General features: G+C 37.3%; 25 protein-coding genes. 3 read left to right on the top strand and 22 right to left on the bottom strand.

Features of this window, described 5'->3' with window-relative positions; translation table 11 throughout:
* Window positions 1-2 precede the first annotated feature (2 nt).
* Window positions 3-569: a DNA-3-methyladenine glycosylase I gene (locus GQO80_RS03120; protein WP_157206879.1), complete on the bottom strand. Its 567-nt coding sequence runs from the start codon at window positions 567-569 to the stop codon at window positions 3-5.
* 100 nt (window positions 570-669) lie between these two features.
* Here GQO80_RS03120 and GQO80_RS03115 point away from each other — a divergent pair, with 100 nt between their 5' ends.
* Complete coding sequence (locus GQO80_RS03115; RefSeq protein WP_157206878.1) at window positions 670-1,287, top strand: thioredoxin family protein; 618 nt, start codon at window positions 670-672, stop codon at window positions 1,285-1,287.
* Here GQO80_RS03115 and GQO80_RS03110 read toward each other — a convergent pair.
* The 8 genes from GQO80_RS03110 to GQO80_RS03075 form a co-directional block, all read right to left on the bottom strand.
* Window positions 1,271-2,011 carry an energy transducer TonB family protein gene (locus GQO80_RS03110; RefSeq protein ID WP_232333103.1) on the bottom strand — a complete coding sequence of 247 codons (741 nt, stop codon included), beginning with the start codon at window positions 2,009-2,011 and terminating at the stop codon, window positions 1,271-1,273. The genes GQO80_RS03115 and GQO80_RS03110 overlap by 17 nt on opposite strands.
* 37 nt (window positions 2,012-2,048) lie before the next feature.
* A complete protein-coding gene (locus GQO80_RS03105; RefSeq protein ID WP_157206877.1) occupies window positions 2,049-2,597 on the bottom strand; it encodes a hypothetical protein in 549 nt (182 codons plus the stop codon).
* A 148-nt stretch (window positions 2,598-2,745) separates the two neighbouring features.
* A complete protein-coding gene (locus GQO80_RS03100; RefSeq protein ID WP_157206876.1) occupies window positions 2,746-3,561 on the bottom strand; it encodes a DUF3800 domain-containing protein in 816 nt (271 codons plus the stop codon).
* A 130-nt stretch (window positions 3,562-3,691) separates the two neighbouring features.
* A complete protein-coding gene (truB, locus tag GQO80_RS03095; RefSeq protein WP_157206875.1) occupies window positions 3,692-4,384 on the bottom strand; it encodes a tRNA pseudouridine(55) synthase TruB in 693 nt (230 codons plus the stop codon).
* Window positions 4,384-5,169: an undecaprenyl-diphosphate phosphatase gene (locus tag GQO80_RS03090; RefSeq protein ID WP_157206874.1), complete on the bottom strand. Its 786-nt coding sequence runs from the start codon at window positions 5,167-5,169 to the stop codon at window positions 4,384-4,386. Before GQO80_RS03090 ends, truB begins: the two co-directional genes overlap by 1 nt.
* 51 nt (window positions 5,170-5,220) lie before the next feature.
* A complete protein-coding gene (locus GQO80_RS03085) occupies window positions 5,221-5,487 on the bottom strand; it encodes a DUF3098 domain-containing protein (RefSeq protein ID WP_157206873.1) in 267 nt (88 codons plus the stop codon).
* Window positions 5,488-5,625: 138 nt separating this feature from the next.
* Window positions 5,626-6,504 (bottom strand): cell division protein FtsX, encoded by an 879-nt coding sequence (locus GQO80_RS03080; RefSeq protein ID WP_157206872.1) that lies wholly within the window; start codon window positions 6,502-6,504, stop codon window positions 5,626-5,628.
* An 83-nt stretch (window positions 6,505-6,587) separates the two neighbouring features.
* Window positions 6,588-7,499, bottom strand: coding sequence for a DMT family transporter (locus GQO80_RS03075; RefSeq protein WP_157206871.1), 912 nt, complete (start codon window positions 7,497-7,499; stop codon window positions 6,588-6,590).
* A 236-nt stretch (window positions 7,500-7,735) separates the two neighbouring features.
* On the opposite strand from GQO80_RS03075, the gene GQO80_RS03070 reads away from it, so the two are divergent.
* Window positions 7,736-11,200 carry a leucine--tRNA ligase gene (locus tag GQO80_RS03070; RefSeq protein WP_157206870.1) on the top strand — a complete coding sequence of 1,155 codons (3,465 nt, stop codon included), beginning with the start codon at window positions 7,736-7,738 and terminating at the stop codon, window positions 11,198-11,200.
* A gap of 119 nt (window positions 11,201-11,319) precedes the next feature.
* Here GQO80_RS03070 and GQO80_RS03065 read toward each other — a convergent pair whose 3' ends face one another.
* From GQO80_RS03065 to GQO80_RS03035, 7 genes are all read right to left on the bottom strand, one after another.
* On the bottom strand, window positions 11,320-11,760 hold the full coding sequence (locus GQO80_RS03065) for a hypothetical protein (RefSeq protein ID WP_157206869.1): 441 nt from the start codon (window positions 11,758-11,760) through the stop codon (window positions 11,320-11,322).
* 105 nt (window positions 11,761-11,865) lie between these two features.
* Complete coding sequence (locus tag GQO80_RS03060; RefSeq protein WP_157206868.1) at window positions 11,866-14,439, bottom strand: TonB-dependent receptor; 2,574 nt, start codon at window positions 14,437-14,439, stop codon at window positions 11,866-11,868.
* A gap of 176 nt (window positions 14,440-14,615) precedes the next feature.
* On the bottom strand, window positions 14,616-16,232 hold the full coding sequence (gene pgi, locus GQO80_RS03055; protein ID WP_157206867.1) for a glucose-6-phosphate isomerase: 1,617 nt from the start codon (window positions 16,230-16,232) through the stop codon (window positions 14,616-14,618).
* Between the two features lie 3 nt (window positions 16,233-16,235).
* Window positions 16,236-17,576, bottom strand: coding sequence for a peptidoglycan DD-metalloendopeptidase family protein (locus GQO80_RS03050; protein ID WP_157206866.1), 1,341 nt, complete (start codon window positions 17,574-17,576; stop codon window positions 16,236-16,238).
* 337 nt (window positions 17,577-17,913) lie between these two features.
* A complete protein-coding gene (locus tag GQO80_RS03045; protein ID WP_157206865.1) occupies window positions 17,914-18,696 on the bottom strand; it encodes a DUF3108 domain-containing protein in 783 nt (260 codons plus the stop codon).
* A gap of 167 nt (window positions 18,697-18,863) precedes the next feature.
* Window positions 18,864-19,733: an endonuclease/exonuclease/phosphatase family protein gene (locus GQO80_RS03040; RefSeq protein ID WP_157206864.1), complete on the bottom strand. Its 870-nt coding sequence runs from the start codon at window positions 19,731-19,733 to the stop codon at window positions 18,864-18,866.
* Entirely contained in the window at window positions 19,733-20,197 is a 465-nt protein-coding gene (locus GQO80_RS03035) for a YciI family protein (RefSeq protein ID WP_157206863.1), read from the bottom strand. The genes GQO80_RS03040 and GQO80_RS03035 overlap by 1 nt, the downstream gene beginning before the upstream one ends.
* A 200-nt stretch (window positions 20,198-20,397) precedes the next feature.
* On the opposite strand from GQO80_RS03035, the gene dinB reads away from it, so the two are divergent.
* A complete protein-coding gene (gene dinB, locus GQO80_RS03030; RefSeq protein WP_157206862.1) occupies window positions 20,398-21,495 on the top strand; it encodes a DNA polymerase IV in 1,098 nt (365 codons plus the stop codon).
* Between the two features lie 15 nt (window positions 21,496-21,510).
* Here dinB and GQO80_RS03025 read toward each other — a convergent pair whose 3' ends face one another.
* From GQO80_RS03025 to GQO80_RS03000, 6 genes are all read right to left on the bottom strand, one after another.
* Window positions 21,511-22,548, bottom strand: coding sequence for an acyltransferase family protein (locus GQO80_RS03025; RefSeq protein WP_198037718.1), 1,038 nt, complete (start codon window positions 22,546-22,548; stop codon window positions 21,511-21,513).
* 5 nt (window positions 22,549-22,553) lie between these two features.
* Complete coding sequence (gene pyk, locus GQO80_RS03020; protein ID WP_157206860.1) at window positions 22,554-23,996, bottom strand: pyruvate kinase; 1,443 nt, start codon at window positions 23,994-23,996, stop codon at window positions 22,554-22,556.
* The gene (locus GQO80_RS03015) at window positions 23,996-24,481 is read right to left on the bottom strand and encodes an IPExxxVDY family protein (RefSeq protein ID WP_157206859.1); all 486 of its coding nucleotides are present in this window, start codon (window positions 24,479-24,481) and stop codon (window positions 23,996-23,998) included. Before GQO80_RS03015 ends, pyk begins: the two co-directional genes overlap by 1 nt.
* Before the next feature lie 117 nt (window positions 24,482-24,598).
* Window positions 24,599-25,339 (bottom strand): ribonuclease III, encoded by a 741-nt coding sequence (gene rnc, locus GQO80_RS03010; protein ID WP_157206858.1) that lies wholly within the window; start codon window positions 25,337-25,339, stop codon window positions 24,599-24,601.
* A 7-nt stretch (window positions 25,340-25,346) separates the two neighbouring features.
* On the bottom strand, window positions 25,347-26,597 hold the full coding sequence (fabF, locus tag GQO80_RS03005; RefSeq protein ID WP_157206857.1) for a beta-ketoacyl-ACP synthase II: 1,251 nt from the start codon (window positions 26,595-26,597) through the stop codon (window positions 25,347-25,349).
* A gap of 13 nt (window positions 26,598-26,610) precedes the next feature.
* The gene (locus GQO80_RS03000) at window positions 26,611-26,844 is read right to left on the bottom strand and encodes an acyl carrier protein (protein WP_007647141.1); all 234 of its coding nucleotides are present in this window, start codon (window positions 26,842-26,844) and stop codon (window positions 26,611-26,613) included.
* Window positions 26,845-26,926 lie beyond the last annotated feature (82 nt).

The following is a 26,926-nucleotide window of genomic DNA, read 5'->3' as shown; positions in this document are numbered from 1 at the left end:
TTTCAAACTTCATGATACCTAAAACACCCTATTTCATGGTCATTAACCATTCCCGTAGCTTGCATGTGCGCATAGATAACCGTGGAGCCAACAAATTTAAAGCCACGTTTTTTTAAATCTTTGCTTATGGCATCGCTAATGGCCGAATTTGCAGGGGCTTGCTTATAATTTTCAACCCTGTTTTTTATAGGTTTACCACTAACAAAAGCCCAAATATAGTTGCTAAAACTACCAAATTCCTGTTGGATGTCCATAAACAATTGGGCGTTGGTAACGGCAGCCTTAATTTTTAGTTTATTTCGTATAATGCCAGCATTTTGCATAAGAGCTTCTACGGTGTCTTGCTGGTATTTAGAAATTTTCACATAATCAAATTCATCAAAAGCGGCTCTAAAATTTTCGCGTTTGCGCAAAATGGTAATCCAGCTTAATCCTGCTTGAAATGTTTCCAAGAGTAAAAACTCAAAAAGTGTAGCATCGTTATAAACGGGTACGCCCCATTCTTGGTCGTGGTAGGCTTCATACAAAGCATCGCCTTGGCACCAACCGCATCGTTGTTTTTTATCCATAACTTATTTTTTCAAATTTAAAAGTATGACAATTATCATCATAATTAAAACACTAAGAAGTTAATTTTGTACCTGAATATTATTTTTTTTAAAAAGCATCATGGAATCTATTATAACCAATAGTTTAGGGAAAAGTATGACTTACCAAGCATATAGGGAATTGGTAAAACAATTGGCTGAACAGAACACCACCACGGGCGATGAAAAAACCCAGGAATTGGCTGATTACACGAAACTGAACGACCAACGTATGAAGCGTTGGGACAAAACCTTGAAAATTTCAAAGGCAGCGCAAAAAAAAATTATTGGTTTTAGCCAAAATGTTATTTGGTTGGTCATTACTGAAAGTTGGTGTGGCGATGCAGCCCATGTTTTGCCCGTATTGAATAAAATAGCAGAATTAAACAACCAGATTGACTTAAAAATTGTGCTTCGCGATGAAAACCCAGAGTTAATGGATAGGTTTTTAACTTCAGAAAGCCGTTCGGTGCCCAAATTGATCATGCTAGAAAGCGAAACAAAGGCAGTTCTTGCTACGTTTGGCCCACGGCCTAGTGAAGCCACCCAATTTGTGAACCGCTACAAAACCTTGTATGGCTCGTTAACGCCCGAATTTAAGGAAGATTTGCAACATTGGTATAACAATGATAAGGGACAAAATATAATTGACAACCTTACCGAAATGCTTTGCGAATATGAAGCTAGTGCTTGCCAATAAAGTGGAAGGTAATAGACCCTAATTGTGTTTTTTTAGTTGCATCGGCACTAAACTGCGAACTTTTGGCATACTCTAAAGCGTGCGCTATTAAACAATCATTGGTGGTGGTCGATGAGTTGTTTACATAAGTATCAATTACGTTTCCGTTGGCATTAACCGTAATATTTATAACTACTTTTCCATCTACCTCGCAAAGGTAAACCGGTATTGGAATAAACACTTTTTTTCTATCAACTAACGAAAAACTTACGGTACTCTTGGTATTCGCGCCTTCACTTTGTTGCTTTTTTAACACATCATTTACCTTACTAAAGGCCGATAATTCGTCTTTATCAATAGCGGGTTTCAATGGTTTTTTTTCCGAAAAGGTCGAGGAGCTTTCATCGTCACCCTCATTTTCCTCATTCGCCTTTGGAACATAGTCTTCAGGGGGTGCTATTTTTTGATAGGCTTCAGAAAACCGGTTGTTTTTTTCGGTTTCATTGTAAGCCTTATTGGTTTCGGCTTTGCTCGCGTTTATTTTTTCCAAGGCTTGCAATAATTTTACTTCTTCTTCAGTAAGTTCCTTTTCGGGTTCCAATTCATAATAACTTTCGGCAATGGCATCTTCACGATTTTTAATGCTAAGATTAAAAACGGAAAGCACCACCGTTCCAGATATCAAAAAGGTGATTAACAAGGCTTTATGTTGGTTTGTGAAGTGCAAAATAAAATTTAACGTCAATAAGTACAGTTATATACGACAAAATAAGCTAAAAAGATTAAAAAAACATAAATTCCAGAAAAATGGAAACGCTCGATAGGCCCTCAAGGGTTTTGTAGCCAAAACGTTTTCTGCTGAAATCGATACCAAATAACAGTGAATTATTGTTTTCAAATATTTCTTGAATGCCAATACCTAGTTTATACATGGTACCCTTCTCAAACGATTTTCCCATTCCTAAAAGCGTTCCATAGCCTGCTCGGGCAAACAAATTGGTGTCGTCAACTATCATATTATGCTGCAAAGTTGCATAGGCAGGTGCAAAATGAAGCCCTTGTTGTGAATGGTAATCATATTCAAAATTAAAACCTACCGATGTACGCTTGTCAAATTGGTAGCCAAGGGTATTATTTACAAACAGTGCGCTAGGATTAATTAGTGGGCCAGTATCATCATCTTGGTCCAGCGTGTATTCTTTATTGATGGTCAAGGTTGAAGCTAACGATATTTTATAAAAAAGGCCCCGGGTTTTTTCTTGTTCTTTTTGGGAATACGAATAAAGTGATACTAGAAAAAGAATGCTGAAAAAGAAAAAAATGTGCTTCATTTAGAAAGTTTTTATTTGGTTTATTACTGAAAATCACATTAGTTTATATACTGCCACATTTTGAATTGATAAATTTTTCGTATATTTGCACTAAGTCTGCAAAACACGAAAGTCGACTCCAGGTCGTTATTTTAAATTAATTTTAAAATTAGTGTTTTAGTGGGCTTATTTTATTATCAGCAGTTAGGGGATTTTTTTTGTTGTCGTAGTAGTTTTTCCAATTTCCATACTTTTCACTATCATAAAGGTCTATAACTAATTTTATCTGTTCTTTAATAAAATTGTAATACCTGATTTCACCTTTTTCAAACACCCTTTGGATTGTCCAACAGAAATAATCTGCTAAATTTAATAGTGGGTCTTTAGTAGGATAATTGACGTTAAAAACCACATTCGTTTTCATTTCTTTGTTTCCATTTATATTAGCAAACCTTTGTTTAGCTTTTAAAAATGCTAACTCCAGATTATGGTTTTTAGTACTTTTCCCTCTTTCTGAAATGTGCAGCACTAACTTTTTATGTTTAGAAAGTTTATTTTTAAGTAAATGTGATAGTAAATCGGCATAAAAATATTCCTCTTTCCCTTTGTGTTTGGTTTCATAACGCTCAATACTTTTTCTTCCTACAACTGCCTCAAAACTACAATTAATGGTTTTAATTATGTCAAACATTTCTTTTCTTACTTCAGGTAAATCATCGGTTGCGTGTAAATAATAGCCTGTATTGTTAATTTTTTTTAGCACACTAGGAACATGATAAAACTCGTCTTTAATAATTTTCTCTTGAAGGGCATTTATTTTATTCCTAACTTCATCCAATGGATCCTTTATTTTTATCATACCAATAATGAAAACATTTGACACACCATTTGTTCCAATACTGTTTTTCTTTCCTTTACCATAAAAAGTAGTGTCTCCAGCTTCATCTAAAAAACGATGAAAATCCATAAGTTTATGCTTACCCATTTTTATTCCTATTAAAATTTCATCAAATTTCCTCTGTTTTAATCCATTTACTATGCTAAGAAATTATACTGTTAACAGTCTCTTTAATTAAATTAACTTTTTTAATAAATAATGTATTTTTTTGCAACAATTATTCCGAAGAAATATTTTCAATAAAGGTTTCAATTGAAACGGCATCTTTTACATCAAAATCGCCAATTTTGGTACGCCTTAACGCCGATAAATGCGCGCCCGATTGCAGTGCTTTGCCAAAATCGTTGGCCAACGACCGGATGTAGGTGCCTTTGCTGCATACCACCCGAAAATCGATTTTCATGTTATCAATATGCGTTATTTCAAAGGTTTCAATGGTAACCGTTCTTGCCGAAATTTCAACTGCTTCACCAGCTCTTGCAAATTCGTAAAGCCGTTTCCCATCTTTTTTTATCGCTGAAAACACGGGTGGAAATTGCATAATCTCACCCGTAAACTGGTTGGCTGTTTCTTTTATCAACGCTTCAGTAATGTGGCCTGTTGGAAAGCTTTCGTTAATTTCAGTTTCCAAATCGAATGAAGGCGTGGTGCTTCCTAAAACAATGGTGCCTGTGTATTCTTTAATTTGTGCTTGAAACGTATCAATTTCCTTGGTCATTTTTCCCGTACAAATAATCAGTAAACCGGTTGCAAGCGGGTCTAAGGTACCGGCATGGCCCACTTTAATTTTTTTTAGGTTGAAGGCTTGCCTGATTTCCCAACGCATTTTATTGACTACCTGAAAAGAGGTCCAATGCAGTGGTTTGTCAATTAAAAGGACCTGCCCCGATTGATAATCTTGAACAGTCATTAAATAATGGTTAGTTTTTGTATGAAGAAATGGATGCATAAAATAACCGCTCCGGCAATAATGCGGTAATAACCAAATAGCTTGAAACCGTGTTTGCTAAGATAATTTATGAAGGATTTGATAGCAATTAGCGCCACAATAAAGCCCACAACATTGCCAATAATAAGAAGGTTTACTTGGTCGTGCGACAATTCAAAACCTGCTTTGTAATAATCGTAACTCTTTTTTACGGTGGCGCCCAACATGGTTGGAATGGCCAGAAAAAAGGAAAATTCGGCCGCTACGGTGCGCGACAATTTTTGCGTCATGCCGCCAACAATACTGGCGCCACTTCTTGAAACGCCCGGAATCATGGCCAAACACTGAAAAAAACCAATTTTTAAAGCGGTTAAATAGGATATTTCGGTGCCTTCTTCGTTACCAAACCAGTCGTCCACCTTCAACAATAAAAAACCGCCTAAAATTAAAGAAATGGCAACGGTAATGGGGTTTTCCAACAAACCATCTATGGCATCGCTAAACAATAAGCCTAAAATTACCGCCGGAATAAAAGCAACCAATAATTTGAAGTAGAAATCGAGACTTTGAAAAAATCGCTTGAAATACAGCACAATAACCGACATGATGGTGCCTAATTGAATGACAATGGTGAAAAGTTTTGTGAAATCGTCGTGGGCAATCCCGAAAAAGGAGGATGCCACAATCATGTGCCCTGTTGAAGAAACCGGTAAAAACTCGGTGATGCCTTCAATAATCGCTAAAACAATAGCCTGTAATGTATCCATGGGGCAAAAATATCAAATTACAACTAAGAAAAGCCAAAAACGCTTTGTAATTTAGTTTTCGGAATTTGATTGTTTTGGGTTTAATAAAATGGCATAAATTTGAAGTGCGAAGCCAATCAATACCAAGGTAGGTGCCAACCTAATGCGTCTCCAGCTAAATATTTCGGGGTTAAAAACGTTGGGGTTGTCGCTGCCACCGCCCGACATTAAAATAAAACCCAAGGCTATGCATGCCAATCCTATAAACATGAATTTATAGTTTTTCTTCCCAAAAATAAAAACACTTTTTGAGGCTTCTTTTTGTTTTTTTTCTCCCATGATGTATTTCCGTAGAATAGTTTAGTGCAAATTAACAGATTTATTTAGAACTGGTGTGTTAATGGAACTGTAATTTGTTTTTAAGAATTACTAGAAAAGACGAATTACAAACTTAAACCCTAATACCTAAACAGCGCATTAATAATACAAATCATCCGTTTTCAAATTCAAGAAACGTTGGGTTGCAATGTGCGTGCTTATCCAAGTGATGATGATGCCCAAAGTAAATACCACGGCAAAAAGCAGCACAACTAAAAAGGGTTTGCTTAACAGTTCCAACTCTGGGAAGGTTTTGTTGAGATTGTAAAGTACAATGCCCATGCCTATTAACGCCAATGCCGCACCAATAATGCCCAACCGAACACTTTTCCAAACAAAGGGCCGACGGATAAATTGCTTGGTTGCGCCCACCATTTGCATGGTTTTTATGGTAAAACGCTTGGAATAAACCGCCAAACGGATGGAACTATTGATTAGTAAAACCGCAATTAAGGTAAAAATACCACTGATGACCAATACCCAAAAACTTATTTTCTTTACGTTTTCGTTCATCAGGTTTACCAAATCGTTATCGTAGGTTACCTCATCAACAAAATCTTTTGAGGTTGCTTCTTCCGCGATTTTTTCAAGATGTTCCGAAGTTACAAAATCGGCTTTTAAATGCACGTCGATAGAGTTTTGCAAAGGGTTATAACCTACAAAATCCATAAAATCCTCACCGTTTTCTTCTTTTAAAAATTCGGCAGCTTGTTCTTTTGAAACGTATTCGATCGATTTTACATAATCGGCCATTGCCAAACTTTTTTCAAGTTGCTTTATCTCGACTTCCTTGGCCGTTTCTTTCAAATAAATGGTAACAACCACCTGTTCTTTAAAATGATCGGACACTTTTTTGGCATTTAATACCAACATGCCCAACAAGCCTAATAAAAACAATACCAATGCAATACTTAAAACAACCGAAAAATAGGAGGAAATTAATCGGCGTTTTTGGACTTTTTCAAAATAAGAGCTCATAATAGTGGATTAACGCTGTAAAAATAATAAAGTATTCGGTTATAGTGTTTAAACTTTTAAGATTGTTTTTTATTGTATCGGCTTTAAGACTGTGTTTGTTGTTTACTTATAATGTAAACACCTGCTGCCACAAGAAAACAACTTGCTATTTTTACTGCATTAATATCTTGTGCGTAAGCTTCTTGCATAAACACGTGCGCTAAAATACTAACAATAATAAAACTAACTACAGGCTGCAAATACACATAACTACTTGTTACCGAAGGTGCTAAATGGTTAAGCGCGTAAATATTAAACAAATAGGCGAAAAAGGTGGTAAATAACACCACGTAACCAATGGTTAAGTAGGTATTTAATGTAAATGCTTCAAAATTGGTGTTTAAAAACTCTGAAATCCCAAACGGAAACACGTATAAAAACCCAAATAAAAACACCCAACTGGCAACCGTTATGGCATGGTATTTTTTCATTAAGGTTTTTGCCAAAACAAGGTAAAGCCCATAGCTACATGCATTTAAAAGTACAAATAAATTGCCTAAAAAAGAGCTGGTCCCTACGGCTTTGTTGCCATAAAGTATTAAAAATATAGCGCCAACACCTCCCAAAGTAATGCCCAATAATTTGTTTAGCGTAATACGTTCTTGTAAAATAAGATAACTAAAAACCAAAACAATTAAAGGAGCTGTGGTATTTATTATGGAAGCATCAATAGGCGATGTTAAATTAATCCCATGAAAAAACAGCAGTTGGTTAATGGCACCCCCAAACAAGCCGCAAAGTGCAAGCATTAAAAAGTCTTTTTTGGCAACTTTTTCTTTAACGAACAACCATTTAATCATCCAAAAAAGAAATGCACAACCTGTAAGCCTAAAAAAAACAAAGGCCGTTGGCCCTATTTTATGGGGCATAATGCCTTTGGCAATAATATAATTGGCACCGTAAATAATGTTGGCACCTAATAGTGCCAAATGGGCCTTGGTTGTGTCTTTTATCAAACCGAAGTTGTGTTTTAAGTGGCGAAATTACAAAACAAAATTGTAATGGGTTGCTATTTGGTATTCATATCAAATCAATTCAATTTTATTAGAAGTAAACGTTTTACAGTTCTCTATTTAAAGTGTAAATTTGCGCTTTAATTTTGGTCATTGCTAACAACCTGAAGCAATCTGCTTATAACAAAAAGATTCCTTCCACCTGCGTCTTCGTAATGACAAAACTGATTTGAATATAGATGACATACAATTTCAACGAAATCGAAGCCAAATGGCAAAAATATTGGGCTGAAAACCAAACATTTAAAGCTGAAAACATATCAGATAAACCTAAATTTTATGTGTTGGATATGTTTCCCTACCCAAGTGGTGCGGGCCTGCACGTGGGGCATCCACTAGGGTACATCGCATCCGATATTTATGCACGCTACAAGCGCCACAAAGGGTTTAACGTATTGCATCCGCAGGGGTACGATAGTTTTGGTTTGCCGGCTGAACAGTATGCCATCCAAACGGGGCAACATCCAGCGTTAACCACCGAAGAGAACATTAAAACCTACCGGCGCCAGTTGGACCAAATTGGGTTTTCATTCGATTGGTCGCGGGAAGTGCGTACTTCAGACCCAAGTTATTACAAATGGACCCAGTGGATCTTCATTCAACTGTTCAATTCGTGGTACAACAAGGATGTTGATAAAGCGGAAGATATTTCAGGATTGATAAAAATATTTGCTTCGGAAGGAAATTCAAACGTAAATGCGGTGTGCGATGATAACATCGAATCGTTTTCTTCGGAAGAATGGAAGGCGTTTGATACCGTAAAACAACAACAAATTTTATTGCAATATAGATTAACGTATTTAGCCGAAACGGAAGTAAACTGGTGCCCTGCATTGGGAACGGTATTGGCAAATGATGAAATTGTAAATGGTGTTTCCGAACGTGGTGGGCATCCCGTAATAAGAAAAAAAATGACCCAATGGAGCATGCGCATTTCGGCGTATGCAGAACGTTTGCTTCAAGGGTTGGAAAAAATCGATTGGACCGATTCCCTAAAGGAAAGCCAACGCAACTGGATTGGAAAATCGGTTGGTGCATCGGTATTTTTCCCCATCCTATCCTTCCCCAAAGGGGAAGAGAAAGCAGGTTCGCTTACTCGTGCGGGGTATATGACTGGTGGAAATAATTCGCATTTGTTATTGGAACGCGCTAAGGAAATGCGTGCAAATCCAACTCAGGCAGAAGCAGTACTGTGGGAACAGCTAAGGAATAAAAACTTAGAAGCAAAATTTAGACAACAGCATTTAATTGGTGATTATATTGTTGATTTTGTTTGTTTAGATAAAAAATTGATTGTTGAAGTAGATGGCAAAATCCATGAAAATCAATTGGATGAAGATGCAAAGCGAACTGAAATTCTTGAAAATGATGATTATAAAGTCATTCGTTTTTCAAATGAAGAGGTTTTAGGAAATATAGATAGTGTTTTAAAAACCATTCAAGAAGCATTATCACAAAGAGAATCTGTCAAGGATGTGCTCCGAATGAGTGAGCAAATTCCCCCTTCGGGGGTTAGGGGGATTGAGGTGTTCACAACAAGACCCGATACCATCTTCGGCGTTTCATTTATGACGCTTGCCCCCGAGCACGAACTAATTCCACAAATAACCACCCCAGCACAAAAAGCCGAGGTTGATGCTTACATTTTAGCAACCGCCAAACGTAGCGAACGCGATAGAATGGCCGATGTAAAAACCATTTCGGGCGCGTTTACAGGGGCGTATGCCGAACATCCGTTTACAAAACAGCCCATTCCGGTTTGGATTGGCGATTATGTTTTGGCGGGCTACGGAACCGGTGCGGTAATGAGCGTTCCTTGTGGCGACCAACGCGATTACGATTTTGCAAAGCATTTTAATATCCCAATCCCCAATATTTTTGAAGGGGTTGATATTTCAAAAGAAGCCTACGCTTCAAAAGACAATGTTGTGATTGCCAATAGCGATTTCCTTAACGGATTAAACTATAAAGAAGCGACCAAAAAAGTCATTAACGAACTTGAAAAATTAGGCCAAGGCCAAGGCAAAACCAATTACCGTTTGCGCGATGCCGTTTTTAGTCGCCAGCGTTATTGGGGCGAGCCATTTCCGGTGTATTATGTTGATGGTATGCCGCAGATGATTGATGCGAAACATTTACCCATTCGTTTACCGGAAGTTGAAAAATATTTACCAACCCAAACGGGCGAACCACCATTGGGCAATGCCACCGTTTGGGCTTGGGACACCAATAAAAATGAAGTCGTTTCCAACGACTTGATTGACAATAAAACCATTCACCCATTAGAATTGAACACCATGCCAGGGTGGGCAGGAAGTTCGTGGTATTTTAACCGCTACATGGACCCCGATAATACCGAAGCATTTGCGAGCAAAGAAGCCTTAAATTACTGGAAAGATGTCGATTTATACATTGGCGGCAGCGAGCATGCCACAGGGCATTTGCTATACTCGCGTTTTTGGCAAAAATTCTTGTTCGATAAAGGCTTGGTGCCTGTGGATGAATATGCTAAAAAACTGATTAACCAAGGCATGATTTTGGGGACTAGTGCTTTTGTAACGAAAGTTGTCCCTGGTTTACTAAAAAATAATGAAAAAGAATTTTTGGCAAAAGGAAGTAAAATAAATCCAATATTTATTTCAAGTGACCGACTAAAATTTATAAAACAAAATGAAAATAAGTGTGGTTTACGGTTTTTTATTAGAGATGAAAATACAGAGGATATATTTAAGTTGATAGAAAAGTTAGCGGATAAAACGGAAGATTTTTATTCCTCAAAAGAAGAAACTATTGGATATGATATTTCGTTTAATCTTGGTCATGGTTTTCATACAGACGTCTCTTTCATAAACGCCTCCGATGAATTAGATATTGAAGCGTTCAAAAATTGGAGAGAAGAGTATAAAAATGCTGAATTTATTACTGAAGAAGACGGAACTTTTAAAGTAAAACGCGAAGTCGAAAAAATGTCCAAATCCAAATACAACGTGGTCAATCCCGACCAAATTTGTGTTGATTATGGTGCAGATAGTTTACGCCTTTACGAAATGTTTTTAGGCCCGTTAGAGCAATACAAACCTTGGAATACGGCGGGTATTACAGGCGTGCATGGGTTCCTTAAAAAATTATGGAAACTGCATGTTAGCGAAGATGGATTAAATGTAACTAATGAAGCACCTTCAAAAGAAGCCTTAAAAACACTTCATAAAACCATTAAAAAGGTAGAGGAAGATATTGAAAATTTCTCGTTCAATACTTCGGTTTCAACCTTTATGATTGCCGTTAACGAGTTAACCGCCCAAAAATGTACTTCAAAAGAAATTTTAGAGCCTTTACTGGTTTTATTATCGCCCTACGCGCCCCATATTGCCGAGGAATTATGGGAAATGTTGGGTCATCAAACATCCATTTCAACGGCAGCATTCCCAAAATTTGATGCCAGTTATTTGGTTGAGAGTAGCAAGGTTTACCCCATTTCCTTCAACGGAAAAACGCGTTTTACTTTAGAGTTGCCCATGGACTTGAATGTGCAGCAAATTGAAAAGGCAGTAATGGCACACGAAAAAACCCAAGAACAATTGGCCGGCAAATTGCCAAAAAAAGTGATTGTTGTTCCCGGAAAAATCGTGAATATTGTTGGCTGATTTATAGCAGGCGCAAACCTTTAAAACCAAACTAGGGTACTGCCCTACTTAAGCAAAAAAACCCCGTAGTGTTTTAAACGTACGGGGTTTTTGTTAAAATTTGAATACTGGTATTTGTTTTAATTACCTAACCAAGCGCTCCATGGTATTCTGGATAAAAATAGTACCAAAGCGAGTGTATAGAAAATAGCAATGGGCTTTAGTTTTGCTTTCGATGTTAATTTCTTTTTATGTTTTGAATAGCCAATGGTAATAAAGGCAATGGCAATAATGTTTACCAACGGATGCTCCACCAAATACAGGCGTGCTACGGCGTTTTTCATAACTTCACCGCCCATTTCGCCCCACAGCTCAAATCTGGGCGACACAAAATAAAGCAATAACCCTATAAGCAATTGTATGTGCGAAACAATTAGGGTAAATAATGATATCCTAAAATCTTTAGCTTCATACGCTTTATCGCCAAACACTTTTAACAAGGCATTTACAACAGCGATAATTAAAATTAAAAGCACCAAATAGGCCCAATAAGAGTGCAGGTTTTTTACAGTTTCATACATGATTTATAGGTTTTAAAATTTAAAAAGCAAATTTAATAATTAAAAACATAAAAAAACCGCTTCTTTTTTAGAAGCGGTTTTAAAATTATTTAAAATTGGGTAGAATTAGAAGTTGTAACGCATACTTAAGTTCCAAGTCCTGCCATAACCAAACCAAACCCCATTATTGACATTCACGCCTTTCCAGGCCACATCGTCTGCATCAACGTGGATATTATCTCTTGAGTTTTCAATATAAACTTCGTCAAAAACGTTGTTTACATTTAGGCGAATCTGTAATGAATTTTGGTCGTTTTCACCTAATAACATTTTATATGAAATTCCAGTATCTACAGTATCGTATGATGGCAATTTAATTGAACCTCGATTGTTTTCTGTTTTAAATTCATTAGAACCAAAAGCAGCGGCACCGTACAAGTTATCGTATTGATTCCAGTTTGCCCCAATTTTTAATCGGGGGAGAATTTCGTAATCAGCACTAATGCCAGCTGTAAACTGTGCTGCTTCACCCACTTTAACACCGTCTATGTATGATGTGGCTCCTTCGGAAATTACAGCACCAGCATCATCGGTAGTTCTAGTCGTGATATTCCCTTTATACTGCCAATCTCCTACTGACACAAAGCCGTTAAAAGTAAATCCATCAAAAGGACGTGTAAACACTTCTAATTCAGCACCCATATGGACTTGTTTCAAAGGACTTGTTTTAGTAAATTGATCTGCTAAACCATCTTTATCTGTATCTTTGGAGCTATAATCTACTTTATTGTCCCACGTAGTATGATATACGTTAAGGTTGGCCGATATTATGTCGCCTAAAAATTTATATCCTGCCTCAAAACCGGTTATTTTTTGGTTGCCTTCAACAAATGGATTTAATTGGTTGGAAGAACGGTCATTAATAAATAAATCGCTATGGTAAGGTTGACGAGAATAATAACCCGCATTTGCAAATACAACATTGTTGTCGTTTAAATTATACGCTGCACCTGCTTTTACGTTAAAGCCAGTATTGTTTATTTTATCAGAATCTTCAGATTTCCCTTTAACTTTAGCCTCTCCATATTCTGTTCTGAAATGAGACTGTGTTGAAGCAGACCCTTGAAAAAATGCAGAGAATTGGTCTTGAGTATATTCCAGTTGACCAAAAGCTCCTACGTAATTAATTTTTTCCTCATAGTCATAATAAGTATGAAGGCGTTGTGCGTGATCATTATTCGGATTGAACAATAAACCCCAAGGGTTAAGTCCGCCATAAGTTTTAGTTACAGTATAAGCGCCTCCATTGTAAGCACTCGTAGCATTTACTGATTCAACCGACAAAAATTCATTAACACTTCTAAAATGAATACCGTTGTACAAACGCACATCTGCTCCAGCATTAAAACTTAAATTTTCGTTTAATTGATTGTTGTAATTTGTTACTAAACCGTACCAATTATGGTTGTTATTTGAACCTCTTACATAAGTTGGCACACCTTTAGAAGCTAATGTTGAACCAAAACCACCCCTTCCTAAAGAAGCATATGCTACTGTGGATAACGAAGAATTATCATTTATTGTCAAATCCCAGCTTAGGTTGACTACAGGTTTATGGTAAACATTTCTTCCAGCTGGATAATAACCTTCGCTAATAGTATTAGGACTATCTACTCCTGTATATGCAAAGTTATATTTTCTACCTTTTTCTAAATAGGTTTTCAAGGTATTATATCCTGAGGCGGCATGCCATTGTGGAGCGCCAGTTACCATGAAGTTAAAGATATTTTTTTCGTTGGATTTATATCCAAAAGACAAAAAATAGGTTTGCCCTTGTCCGTCTGTATGGTCGGCATAACCTTCACCTTGCCAATGTCCTAATAATGCGGTAAATGCAAAACCATTGGACATTAAACCAGTTGAGTAAGAAGCTGTTGTTTTTATGTAATTATCATTCGCTATCATTTGTTGCACAAAACCGCCTTCTTTTCTATCAATTGTTTTTGTTACAATGTTCACGGTGCCACCCACTGAAGAAATGGCGAGTTTTGAGGATCCTAAGCCACGTTGCACCTGTACCGCTTTAGCTACATCTAAAACACCCGACCAATTGGACCAGTACATTTTACCATCTTCTACGCCATTAATTGGTTGTCCATTTAATAAGAATGCAGTATTAGTTTGATCAAAACCACGTAAAAACATTTGACCTTCGCCAAAACCACCTTTTTGTACAGATTGTACCGAAGGAGTCGATTTTAAAATTTCAGGTAAATCAGAATTACCCCCTTTTTCTTGAATTTGATTTGCTTTAATTGTAGAAACCGCGATAGGTGTTTTTCTGTCTTCAGCTAAGTCGATTACCCCAGTTCCAGTAACCACAATTTCATCTAATGAATTGTCAGAAGCTAAGGATATTTTTCCTAAATCCTTACTACTTGAAAACGTTATTGTTACAGTCCCATAACCCACATAGGATATAACTATTTGTCCAGATGACGTTTGGGTAGTTAAGATAAAGTTTCCATCAAAATCTGAAGAAACACCATTGGTTGTACCTTTTTCAACAATATTTGCTCCAGGTAACGGTGCGTTAATTTCGGCATCTATAACTTTACCTTTAATGGTAGTTTGTGCCAACACAACTGTAGTAAATAATATCGCTACAGACATCAATAATAATCGTGTAAATTTTTTCATAAACTTTAGATTAATTAAATTAATTGAATTAGTCGTGGCAAAAATACGGAGAATAAAACAATAAGCATTAAGAAAATGTTAACAAATAACCAATTTGTTAATAAATATAAAAGGTACGAATATTTTAATTATTCGCACCCTTAATATTAAATCTATAAGAATAATGAATGTTTTTATTAAAAACGCTTATAATAATTTAATAAGTTTAAGGTAGAGCTGTCATGCAATTGAGAGGCACCTTCGCTAAATTCCTTTAAAATTTTGTTGGCTAATTGCTTGCCCAATTCAACCCCAAACTGGTCGTAACTAAAAATGTTCCAAACAATACCCTGTACAAAAATCTTATGTTCGTACATGGCAATTAGTTTTCCTAAACTTTCGGGTGTGAGCTGATTGATAAAAATGGTGTTTGTTGGCTTGTTGCCCTGAAATATTTTAAAGGGCAGGAGTTCTGCGGAAGCACCTTCGGCCTTTACCTCTGCTTCGGTTTTACCGTTCATTAAAGCTTCGGTTTGAGCCATAAAATTCGACATCAATTTATCTTGATGGTCTTGGTTTCCATGTAGTGAAGTAGCAAAACCTATAAAATCGGCAGGAATAAGCTTGGTGCCTTGGTGTATTAATTGAAAAAAGGCGTGTTGGGCATTGGTACCCGGTTCGCCCCAAATAATGGTACCAGTTTGATAATCAATGGATTTACCGTTTCTATCAACACTTTTACCATTGCTTTCCATAATGCCCTGTTGCAAATAGGTTGCAAACTGGTTTAGGTATTGGGAATATGGAATGATGGCTTCACTTTCAGCCCCAAAAAAATTGTTGTACCAAACGGTAAGCAACGCTAAAACTACGGGGATGTTGGTTTTAAAATCTTCATTTTTAAAATGCTCGTCCATTTTGTTGGCACCTTGCAGTAAACTGTCAAAATTTTTGTAACCAATGGCTAAACTGATGGTTAAACCAACGGCGCTCCATAGTGAAAATCGACCACCAACCCAATCCCACATGGGAAAAATGTTGTTTTCGTCAATACCAAATGCTTTTACGTTTTTTATATTGGTTGAAACCGCCACAAAATGTTTTGCAATGGCAGCGTCGTTGCCCGTTTTTAAAAACCATGCTTTTAAGGTGTTGGCATTGGAAAGGGTTTCTTGTGTGGTAAATGTTTTTGAAACAATAACAAAAAGTGTTGTTTCTGGATTTAGTTTTTTAATAACTTCGTTTACATGGTCGCCGTCCACATTGCTAACAAAATGGGTGGTTAACTGGTTTTTGTAGTATTGAAGTGCATCTACCACCATGGCAGGGCCCAAATCGGAGCCACCAATGCCAATATTGACCACATCGGTAAAGGTTTTTCCGGTAAAGCCTTTTAGGTTTCCATTTACAACATCGTTTGTAAAAGCCTCTATTTTTTGCTTAACCGCATATATTTCGGGCATCACGTTAACGCCATCTACTTTAAAGTTGGCCGTTTTTGGTGCTCGCAACGCGGTATGCAAAACGGCACGTGCTTCGGTTTGGTTTATTTGCTCGCCCGAAAACTGACTTGTAATGGCCTCTTTCAACTTAACTTCTTTGGCCAGCTCCAATAAATAGGATATGGTGTCTTCAGTGATTCTATTTTTTGAGAAATCTACATAAAAATCGTCCCATTTTATGGTGAATTTATTTGCACGTTCTTTATCCTTGGCAAACCAATCTTTCATGTGTACGGTATTGATTTTGCTGTAATGGTCTTGAAGTTTCTTCCAAGCGGAAGTTGTAGTTGGGTTGATGGTTGGTAACGCCATGATTTATTTTTTTTGTTTTATTGTATTTTTTACTTCTTTTTCCTTTGATTCATCAAAAATGGGCAGACCGTCCAATTGCAATTTAAGGGGTTTAATAAACGCTAAATAAGCTGGTTTTAGGGCTTCTGCAATAGGTTCGGAATTTGATAATTTTTCTTTTAACGGGTCAATTTGTTTGCCGTTTTTCCAGAAACGGTAGCATACGTGGGGGCCGCCTGTGTTGCCCGTCATTCCTATCCAACCAATAACGTCGCCTTGTTTCACGTGATCGCCAACGTTTACTTTGCGGCGTTGCATGTGCAAATACTGTGTTTCGTAGGTGGCATTGTGCCTTATTTTTACATAATTGCCGTTACCGCCCTTGTATCGCGATTCGGTAACCGTACCGTTTGCAGTTGCTAAAATGGGGGTGCCTATGGGAGCGGCAAAATCGGTGCCTTTGTGCGGGCGAAGGGCGAAGCCATAATAGGCAATACGCCTATTCAGGTTGTATCGCGATGAAATCCTACTGAACTGAACGGGTGCTTTTAGGAACGCCCGACGTAAATCTTTAGCGGCCTCATTATAATATTCGTAAGTATTTTTTATGGAATCTGTTTTAAACCTAAAGGCATAATAGGGCGTGTTTTTATGGTTAAATATAGCCGCTTTTACATGTTGGATGCCGCCATAAATGGTATCGTCAATATATTTTTCAGTATAAATAACCTTAAATGAATCCCCTTTTTGAAATCGTGTAAAATCAAGGGTCCACGCATATATTTGTTCGGCAAGCATATTGGTAAGTACGGGGCTTATCCCTTTTTGGTCCAGTGTTTGTGAAATGCTATTGTTAATAACGCCGGTTACTGTTTTTTCAACATATTTAATGGGTTTCCTACTGGTGTAGGCATGAATGGAGTCGTGAAAACTGATAACCAAATACTCCTCTTGATTGGGCTGATAAATAAAGGTTTTTGGTGTTTGCAAGGAATCTTTTGCGCACAACATCGTATAGGGTTTACCTATTTGAAGATTTCGTATATCAAAGGTATCCTTCGCTTTTTCAGCAATGGAAAATATTTTTGTATAGTCTAGTTTGTAGCGTTCTAAAATGGCACCAAAGCTATCGCCTTTTCTTATCGTATCCCTTTTTACAACAAAGTTGCTTAGGTTGAAACCGAATTCATAAATATCGGCAGGTTTTTCAACTATTACTTCTTCAACGGGTTGTTCGTTTTGTTTGCAGCCTACAAAAACCGACACGATTAGTGCTATTAGTATGCCGTTAATGACTGTTTTTCGAGCTATAAATTTGAAATTAAACTTCTTTTTTAATGCTTTGGATGCATGTATTTTACCCATTCAATATTTTGTTATATCGGCAACTAAATCCGGTTATTATGTAATTATTTGGTGTTTTGGCAAGCAAAATCCCGTTCGTTTGGTTTAAACCCGGTAAAGGCCAATGGAATTGTGCTAAAAATTTTCCAAATTTAGTGAATTCGTATTTATAACTTTCTTCAAAAACTGTTAATATGTTGCTTTTTTTAGCCGAATTATAACGGTTTTTAACAAGAAATCTACGGATAGACAGCGGCCAACGCGCTATAAGGCGTTTTTCTGTCTTTTTTGAATCAAATAACCTTGTTTGAAGAAACCGGTAGGTTATTAATTTTACAGATGGCTAAGAGGTTGCCAGTTAATTGTTAACCTGTATTTTAAAGGGGTATTTCAAACCTTTAAAAGCATCCAAATCGGCGCGTAATGAGCCTATCCGTAAATCGGCCTTCAAGCGTAAAGGCACTTTATTTTTGTCTTTCGATACCCAAAGCGTTAGGCTTTCTTCTTCTTTAAATACGCGTCCTGCCATTACATAGGGCCTAAATTTAAGGGCTTCAACTTTGCCAAAATCGGTATCAATAACATCCTCGCCTAAATATTGCAGTTTAAACCCGTAGCTCTCTTCATCAAAAAACATATTGGTTCTAAACTCATCGCCCACTTTAAGTTTGTTAATATCGATGGTATTGCGCAAATAATAATACGTTGAAACCATGTCCTGGATGTTTGCCGGTGTGGAAAACTCTTTTTTGGTATTGTTTTTTTTATCGTTTACTAAAGCCTTGTTTGCACTTTGGTTAAAATCAATCTCAATATCTTTCGTGTAGCCACCTTCGTCAATATTCCTGATAAACTTATAGGGCACCAATGCTTTCTTATCAAAATAGCTTTCATAGCGATCCTTCACCTTAAAAAACCATTTAATCATGCCCGATGTCCAGCCTTTTCCTACCACATGGTACACATCTTTACCGTTAAATTTTGTTTCGTTTACCGTAAGGGTGGCGGTGCCTGCTTTTAAAAAACCGCTATAACTCATTTTAAACCTAATCCATTCGCCCTCGGCAAATGCCGATTCTTGTTGTGCAAAAGCTAGTTGCGCCACACATATTGTTGTTAGTATAAGTAGTATCTTTTTCATTTCTTTATTGGGGAATTGTAATGTGCTTTTATAAACAACTCTTTTTTAAACCAGTGAATTACAATTACTGTTCCAAAAATATAAAATTTCTTTTAGTGTTCTTGGTTTCCACATATTATTGTTTTTGCGATATGCTAGAGGCTGAAAGAAAGACAGAAAACAACACATCATGGCCGAATATAGGTTTTAAGCATGGCATGATCTGATTTGAAAGTGTGTATTTTTTTTGTTTTAAGAATTTTTAAATCTTTTGATATCCAAATATGATCGAGCGAAAGCAATGGCAGGTTCCAAAACCATGTTTCCCTAAAGCCATTCCCCTTTTTATTAAATGCATGGTTAAAATTTGTTTTTAGGCGCTTTAGGTGTTTGGATTCGTATGGCAAATTGAAATCGCCCAAAATAACGGCTCTTTGGTTTGTGCTAAGCAACTTGTTAACAAAACCCAGTTCCCATTCACGGGGTACATCCATACTACCGGTAACATCGACGGCATAAAAATGAATGTTGCGTGTTTGGAACTGTATGACCGTTGAATTGTATGGGGAGGTATGCTGACTTTCAATATGAAGGGGTGTTTTAGAGAACACGTACATTTCCCGTTGCGATTTATAAAGGTAATACGATGGGTATTTCGCTTTAAAATTTTCAATGTTGTTAGGTTTCGATTCTACCAAAACCAGAATATCAGGAATACCTTCATTTTCACTAAAGGCACCTTCAAGGCCGTTATCGCGCGATGCATTCCAGAACACGATTTCTAAATCGGTGCCATCAACCGTTTCCGGAATATGTATTTTAAAACTTCGCCCAAGCCAAATAACCAATAAAATACCTGCCAATATCACATTGTATTTTCGTTTGTAAAGAAAAATGGACAGTCCTAAAATAACCGCAATAATTACGGGCAAAGGATATTTATAGAAGTTTATCGAATCGGTATAACTACGTTCCTTTATAATAAAATGAATGGCCAAAAGCCTTGTTATTATTGCAATATTTACAATCCAATAACCAATTTTTAAAATCTTGAGCATTATCTAAGTGAAAATCCTTTAGCGGCCCACCACGGGTGTATTTCTATAACCAAACGTCCTGCTTTAACCATGGGGTCGGCATTTGCCAAACTATCGGCCATTTTAAGTGTAGGCACATTGTAAATGGTTATGCCCCTAATATCGCCGTTATCTCCAAAAGGACCAGAAATATCGGCATACCCTAACTTGTACATCTTGGTTAAATGTGCTAAATGTAACGTTTGAAGACTATCCGCTTCTTTTTTTGTTTGAGAACGGGTGGGGCCGCTTTTTAAAAAGGCCATAAAATATTGCTGCATTAAAATGGTGTCCTTTGTTGTTTCATCAACATAATCGAAGGTCTGGAAGCCTTTTGCACTGAGTGCTTCTTTCATGTCCTTCATCGATTTTTTTACGGGTTCACGGTGCGTTTTGCAAGCAATAAACCCAACAGTTGCTATTAAAATAAATATAATACGTTTCATCTTTTTTCAGTATTTAAAGAAGGTGTTTTGCGTTATTCCCCATGCTTTCAACAACCAAAGGTAGTCAGTATTTTAAACATCATTCAGCCTTATTTGCTTTTGAAACTATTCAAAATTTTATTGACCCTACCAACTCATCTCAATGGTCCACACACTAAATTGCCCATAAAAATATGGCATTTAATGCCTAAATTTACACTATGTTTAGCGATTTACCAATTCGAAAAATCATTCATGTTGATATGGATGCGTTTTATGCGTCTGTCGAGCAAATGGATAACCCCCAATTAAAAGGAAAACCGCTTGCGGTGGGTGGCCATGGCAAACGTGGCGTTATTAGCGCTGCCAGTTATGAAGCACGAAAATTTGGCGTAAAAAGCGCCATGTCTGGAAATTTGGCAATAAAATTATGCCCGCAGCTCATTTTTGTCAGACCTAATTTTGAACGTTACACCGAAATTTCAAAAAAAATACGCAAAATTTTTTATGATTACACCGATTTGGTAGAACCGCTTTCGCTGGATGAAGCTTATCTGGACGTTACAAACAATAAAAAAGGCAACCCAAGCGCATCGCTAATTGCAAAAGAAATTCGGGAACGTATTTTTAATGAAATTGGGCTAACGGCCTCTGCGGGCATTTCCATTAACAAATTTGTGGCCAAAGTTGCTAGCGATTATAATAAGCCCAATGGCCAAAAAACCGTAAATCCTGAAGATGTTATTGCTTTTTTGGAACAACTGGATATTAGGAAATTTTATGGCGTTGGAAAGGTAACTGCCGATAAAATGTACCAATTGGGCATTTTTACAGGAAACGATTTAAAACAAAAATCCATCGATTATTTGGATGAACATTTTGGAAAATCGGGCAGATACTATTATTATGTGGTTCGAGGCATTCATAACAGCGAAGTGAAGCCCAATAGAATACGGAAAAGTTTGGCTGCCGAACGTACTTTTAATGAAAACCTGTCAAGCGAAATCTTCATGCTTGAAAAATTAGACCATATTGCCGATGAAGTATCGCGCCGTTTAATAAAAAGTAAAGTTTCAGGCAAAACGGTAACCTTAAAAATAAAATATAGCGATTTTACGCTTCAAACACGCAGCAAGACCTTGCCCTATTTTATTAATGATAAAGCCTTGATTTTTGAAACCTCCAAAGAGTTGCTGTACCAGGAACGGTTGAGCAATTCGGTTCGTTTGTTGGGTATTTCGTTATCGCATTTGAATACTGAAACCAAAAAAACAGCAGAGCAAAAAACGGTGAGCGTACAGTTAAAATTCGAGTTTTAACACGTGTAAAAAAAATTAGCCATTACGCAACAACTCTTTTTGCCTCAACTTCCTGTTTCTTGACAAAAAGCGTAATTCCAGTAAATGCCACGATAAAACTGCCAAAACAAGCGTGGTCAATAACACCAACACACCCACCAGAAATGGTTTGTTTGAATGAAACAACCCAAGAAACACCGCTAGTTGAATTAATGGAAAATGGTAAATATAAATGCCGTATGTAAAATCGCCATACTTCCCAAAATTATTTAAAAAGCTAAAACCATAGGCAAAATAAAATACCATAAAACCGTAGGTTATGGGCTTTAAAAAGTGGGTGCCCCAAACGTACTGTTCCAAAAAGAACAAGACCAAACAAGGCACAATAACATAGTGCTTTTGCTTAAGCAAATATGAAAAGTTTTTATAAAACAGTATGCCAACTACAAAAAAGGCAAGTGCACCGGGCAATTGCTTGGCAATTCGGTAGTGGTCAATGGCTACGAAATAATTAAAATAAGTAACGGAGCCCACATAAACGATGCCGCTCAAAACAAAAATATTTATTTTCTTGTTTTTTACCAACCAATAAAAAACAGGCAATAAAAGGTAGAAAGCCTCTTCAATTTTAATGGTCCACAAAGCACCGTTTACAGCACAAATGGCATTGGTTTGAAACACACCGGGTAGGCATGGCTGTAAATAATTTTGGAAGGTTAAATTGGCTGCCAAGTAGCTCCAAAATTGACCACTAAAAAAATAACTTTGAATGGAATAACTTGAGATTAACGAAAAAAGCAGTGCGCAAAATACAATTACAAAAAAATAGGCCGGTACAATCCTTTTAACTCTTCTAAAAATGTAATCATTGACACTTTGACTGTTTTCATAACTTTTAGCAATTAAAAACCCACTAATAACAAAAAACCCGTCTATTGCTAAACGGGTATTAAATAAGTTTAAATAGGGCTGAAAAACAGAAACTTCACTTAATTCGATAAGATGGGCAATTGCTACGGTTGCAGCAAAAACAACCCTTAAAAAGTCAAAATTATTCCTGTTTATTTTATTCAAAAAAACTAAATCTTGCAGTTTGTTATTTCGGTTACACGAAGGGTGTTAACCATTCCTTTATCTTGAATTGGCATAGCGGCTAAACTAATGAGCATATCTCCTTCTTCCAAATATCCTTTTTTGCAGGCTATTGCATTCACATCTTCAATCGTTTCGTCGGTGCTTACAAATTTATCATAGTAAAAAGCGCGTACGCCCCAAAGTAAGCTCAATCGTGTTAAGATGCGCTTGTTTGAGGTAAATACCAAAATATGGCATAGCGGTCTCCATGCCGAAATTTGAAAAGCGGTATAACCACTGTTGGTTAATGTTGAAATGGCCTTGGCGCTAATTTCATTGGCCATATTTGCCGCATGGTAGCAAATAGATTTGGTTATGTAGCGGTTTGTACGAATATGCGGAGGCAATTGTGGCACCTTTATTAACGAGGAGTTTTCCACACTTATTAAAATATTGCTCATTTGCCTAATTACCTGAATAGGATACTCACCTACCGATGTTTCGCCTGAAAGCATCACCGCATCGGCACCGTCCATTACCGAGTTGGCTACGTCGTTAACCTCGGCACGGGTTGGTGTTAAACTATTAATCATGGTTTCCATCATTTGGGTGGCTATAATTACAGGGATTCTAGCTTTTTTTGCACGTAAAACCAACTGTTTTTGAATAAGTGGCACTTCCTCGGCAGGAACTTCCACACCCAAATCGCCACGTGCCACCATGATCCCATCGCAGTGCGCCACAATTTTATCGATATTGGCAACCGCTTCGGGTTTTTCAATTTTAGCAATAATGGGAATTTTGTGGTCGCTATGCTTTTCTATTAAATCGCGAAGTTGCATTAAATCTTCGGCATGGCGCACAAAGGAAAGCGCTATCCAGTCCACATCTTGCCCAATGGCAAAAATGGCATCTTCAATATCTTTTTCGGTTAAGGCGGGTTGTGAAATGTTGGTATTGGGCAAATTAACCCCTTTTTTAGATTTTAAAGGACCACCTTGTATAACACGTGCTTTAACTTCTGTTTTCTTATCGGTTGAAACGACCTCAAAAATCAGTTTTCCGTCATCCAAAAGAATGCGCTCACCGGGTTTTGCATCTTGGGGAAACCTATCATAAGTCATGTAAACGCGCTCTTTGGTGCCTTCAAAACGTTTGCCCGTTACAAAGGTTATTTCATCGCCGGGGTTTACAAAAACTTCTTCTTTCATAACGCCCACACGAAGTTTAGGCCCTTGTAAATCTGCCAAAATTGCCGCGGTATAGCCAAATTCTTCATTAAGTTCACGTATCATTTTAATGCGTTCGGCAACATCGTTATAATCGGCATGTGAAAAGTTTATTCTAAAAACATTAGCTCCTTCTTCAAGCATTCCTTTTAAAACTTCCTTATTGCTTGTTGCGGGTCCTAACGTGGCAACTATTTTGGTTTTTTTTCTTATTGGCATTAGCTAAAAATTAAATTGTGTTTTGATTTTAATTGATCACTATCAACACCAAAGGCCGTAGCTATTTGAGGTATCTCCACTATTTTATTTAAAATATATGTTTCGTTGCTTTCGCTACATTCATTTTCTATCTTTAAAAAATAGTTAACAGCCTTGAACTCTGGTATTAGATAGGTTGTTTGTATTATTTTTTCTTGTGCATCGAACAATGATTTTTGATTGCCTTGATGCACGATTTCGTTTTTGCAGGTATTGGACACTAAACTCCATGTAATAAGTCGTTTTGCGTCTTCCCATTCAAAAATTGAAAAGCCTGTTTTTCCGTTACCGCCATCTAAATCGGAACGTTTTCTGGCGAGACTGATGTTCAGTTTTTTGTTCAAAAGATATGCCAAACGGTAATCTTCGATGTTACAATGGATGCCTATTAACGTGTAATCGGCATCATCAAAATCAGCATCCAATATAAGTTTGTGAACAGCCATGTTTCATTTTAAATGCCGTAAATATAGTATTTAAAAAACATATCAATAAAAAACTAATACGAATATTGAGGAACAGAGCAACTAAAACGTTGTAGTTAACAGCTTATTTTAAAAAAATCAAATCATTTTCGACATTTTGTTCTGGAACACAAAAAACGCGCGTTTTGATGCTTTTTCTTCGGCTTTTTTCTTTGAGGTTGCTCTTGCCTTTGCAACTACTTTATTGTCTATGGATAGTTTTACCGAAAAGTGTCTAATATCATCATTGCCAGTATCTTCGTAAACATGGTAGCTAAATATTTTCTTTTCTTTTTGGCACCATTCAATAAGAAGGCTCTTATAGCTGATAACCTTGCCTTCTAGGGTTTCAATATCAACATACGGTATGATGATTCGATTGTAGATAAATTTTTCACAGTAGTTATAGCCTCGGTCCAAAAAAATGGCGCCCACTAAAGCCTCAAACAAATTTCCGTGGATATTGTCGCCAAATTGACCTGGCGGAATTTTACTTTCAACCAAGCCAATTAAGTTGAGTTCTTTTCCAAGTTCGTTCAAATGTTCCCTGCTTACTACTTTAGAGCGCATTTTGGTTAGGTAGCCTTCATCGCCCGATGGTACTTCGCGATATAAATGCGATGCGATAACGGCGCTTAACATGGCATCGCCCAAAAACTCCAAGCGTTCGTAATTAATGGCGTTCCCTTTGCTGTCCTTGATGTTCATGGAACGGTGCGTGAAGGCTTTTCTATAGAATTTTTCGTCCTTGGGCTTGAACTCCAGAATCTTGATTAGGGCCATAAAAAAATTCCCGTTGCGTTTAAAACGGGAATTCAATATGTTACGAATGTACTTCATTCGGGATTTAGTCTAATTTCTTGAATAATACACAAGCGTTATGTCCGCCAAATCCAAATGTATTACTCATTGCTACTTTTACGTTGCGTTTTTGTGCCTTGTTTAAGGTTAAATTTAATTCTGGGTCAATGTTTTCATCTACCGTTGTGTGGTTAATGGTTGGAGGCACGATGCCGTTTTCCATGGCCAAAATGGTAGAAATGGCTTCAATAGCACCGGCAGCACCTAATAAGTGGCCGGTCATTGATTTTGTTGAATTAATATTTATGGTCTTTGCATGACTGCCAAATACTTCTGAAATTGCTTTTAGTTCTGCAACGTCACCTAGCGGTGTTGATGTGCCATGGGTATTTATATGGTCCACATCTTCTGGTTTTAAACCTGCATTTTCTAAACAATTTCTCATAACGGCCATAACGCCAATGCCATCAGGGTGTGGCGCCGTCATGTGGTAAGCGTCGGATGACAGACCGCCTCCAACAAACTCAGCATAAATTTTGGCACCTCGCGCTTTGGCATGTTCGTATTCTTCCAAAACGAGTGCGCCAGCGCCTTCACCAAGAACAAAACCATCTCTGGTTGCGTCAAATGGACGTGAGGCCGTTTCTGGACTTTCGTTTCTGGTTGAAAGGGCATGCATGGCATTGAAGCCACCCATTCCAGCAATGGTAACCGCTGCTTCGCTTCCGCCAGTTATTACCACATCACAATGCCCCAGCCTAATGGCGTTTAAAGCATCGAACATGGCGTTTGCAGATGAGGCGCACGCAGAAACCGTTGTGTAATTAGGCCCCATAAATCCATATTTTATGGAAATGTTACCTGGCGCGATGTCGGCAATCATTTTAGGAATAAAAAACGGATTAAACCTGGGCGAACCATCTCCTTTGGCGAAGTTTAAAACTTCATCTTGAAATGTTTCCAAACCGCCAATACCTGCTCCCCATATAACACCTGCCCGCAATTTATTAATGGCGCCAAGGTCTAGCTTTGCATCGGCAATGGCTTCATCGGCCGCTACCATGGCGTATTGGGTAAACCGGTCCATTCTGCTTGCCAGTTTCCTATCGATAAAATCGGTTGCCACAAAGTTTTTTAGTTCGCAAGCAAATTTGGTTTTAAACTTTTCGGTGTCAAAATAGGTTATAGGCGCAGCGCCGCTTTTACCACTTATTAAGCCGTTCCAAAAATCATCCTTGGTATTGCCAATAGGTGTTAAAGCCCCTAATCCTGTGACTACAACTCGCTTTAATTCCATAAAATGTTTTTGCTTATTTTGCAGCTTCTATATAAGAGATAGCTTGACCAACTGTTGCGATATTTTCAGCTTGATCGTCTGGAATCTGGATATCGAATTCTTTTTCAAATTCCATTATTAATTCTACAGTGTCTAAAGAGTCTGCTCCTAAATCGTTAGTGAAGCTCGCTTCAGTTACAACTTCGTTCTCATCAACTCCTAATTTGTCCACGATAATCGCTTTTACTCTTGATGCAATGTCTGACATAATCTTTTAATTTAAGGTTTTAATTAAGTCGCAAAAATAAAAAACTTTATTTTTAAAACACATCTTTACTACAAAAATGTGA

This window comes from Mariniflexile maritimum (assembly GCF_009746565.1).
Taxonomy (GTDB): domain Bacteria; phylum Bacteroidota; class Bacteroidia; order Flavobacteriales; family Flavobacteriaceae; genus Mariniflexile; species Mariniflexile maritimum.
The sequence above is the reverse complement of the archived record's forward strand: the minus strand, read 5'-3'. Positions and strand labels throughout refer to the sequence as shown.

Bases quoted from the DNA above. Each gene is read 5' to 3' on its own strand.
- GQO80_RS03120 (WP_157206879.1), bottom strand. From the start codon at position 569: ATGGATAAAAAACAACGATGCGGTTGGTGCCAAGGCGATGCTTTGTAT.
- GQO80_RS03115 (WP_157206878.1), top strand. From the start codon at position 670: ATGGAATCTATTATAACCAATAGTTTAGGGAAAAGTATGACTTACCAA.
- GQO80_RS03105 (WP_157206877.1), bottom strand. From the start codon at position 2,597: ATGAAGCACATTTTTTTCTTTTTCAGCATTCTTTTTCTAGTATCACTT.
- GQO80_RS03100 (WP_157206876.1), bottom strand. From the start codon at position 3,561: ATGGGTAAGCATAAACTTATGGATTTTCATCGTTTTTTAGATGAAGCT.
- truB (WP_157206875.1), bottom strand. From the start codon at position 4,384: ATGACTGTTCAAGATTATCAATCGGGGCAGGTCCTTTTAATTGACAAA.
- GQO80_RS03090 (WP_157206874.1), bottom strand. From the start codon at position 5,169: ATGGATACATTACAGGCTATTGTTTTAGCGATTATTGAAGGCATCACC.
- GQO80_RS03085 (WP_157206873.1), bottom strand. From the start codon at position 5,487: ATGGGAGAAAAAAAACAAAAAGAAGCCTCAAAAAGTGTTTTTATTTTT.
- GQO80_RS03080 (WP_157206872.1), bottom strand. From the start codon at position 6,504: ATGAGCTCTTATTTTGAAAAAGTCCAAAAACGCCGATTAATTTCCTCC.
- GQO80_RS03070 (WP_157206870.1), top strand. From the start codon at position 7,736: ATGACATACAATTTCAACGAAATCGAAGCCAAATGGCAAAAATATTGG.
- GQO80_RS03065 (WP_157206869.1), bottom strand. From the start codon at position 11,760: ATGTATGAAACTGTAAAAAACCTGCACTCTTATTGGGCCTATTTGGTG.
- GQO80_RS03060 (WP_157206868.1), bottom strand. From the start codon at position 14,439: ATGAAAAAATTTACACGATTATTATTGATGTCTGTAGCGATATTATTT.
- pgi (WP_157206867.1), bottom strand. From the start codon at position 16,232: ATGGCGTTACCAACCATCAACCCAACTACAACTTCCGCTTGGAAGAAA.
- GQO80_RS03050 (WP_157206866.1), bottom strand. From the start codon at position 17,576: ATGGGTAAAATACATGCATCCAAAGCATTAAAAAAGAAGTTTAATTTC.
- GQO80_RS03045 (WP_157206865.1), bottom strand. From the start codon at position 18,696: ATGAAAAAGATACTACTTATACTAACAACAATATGTGTGGCGCAACTA.
- GQO80_RS03040 (WP_157206864.1), bottom strand. From the start codon at position 19,733: ATGCTCAAGATTTTAAAAATTGGTTATTGGATTGTAAATATTGCAATA.
- GQO80_RS03035 (WP_157206863.1), bottom strand. From the start codon at position 20,197: ATGAAACGTATTATATTTATTTTAATAGCAACTGTTGGGTTTATTGCT.
- dinB (WP_157206862.1), top strand. From the start codon at position 20,398: ATGTTTAGCGATTTACCAATTCGAAAAATCATTCATGTTGATATGGAT.
- pyk (WP_157206860.1), bottom strand. From the start codon at position 23,996: ATGCCAATAAGAAAAAAAACCAAAATAGTTGCCACGTTAGGACCCGCA.
- GQO80_RS03015 (WP_157206859.1), bottom strand. From the start codon at position 24,481: ATGGCTGTTCACAAACTTATATTGGATGCTGATTTTGATGATGCCGAT.
- rnc (WP_157206858.1), bottom strand. From the start codon at position 25,339: ATGAAGTACATTCGTAACATATTGAATTCCCGTTTTAAACGCAACGGG.
- fabF (WP_157206857.1), bottom strand. From the start codon at position 26,597: ATGGAATTAAAGCGAGTTGTAGTCACAGGATTAGGGGCTTTAACACCT.
- GQO80_RS03000 (WP_007647141.1), bottom strand. From the start codon at position 26,844: ATGTCAGACATTGCATCAAGAGTAAAAGCGATTATCGTGGACAAATTA.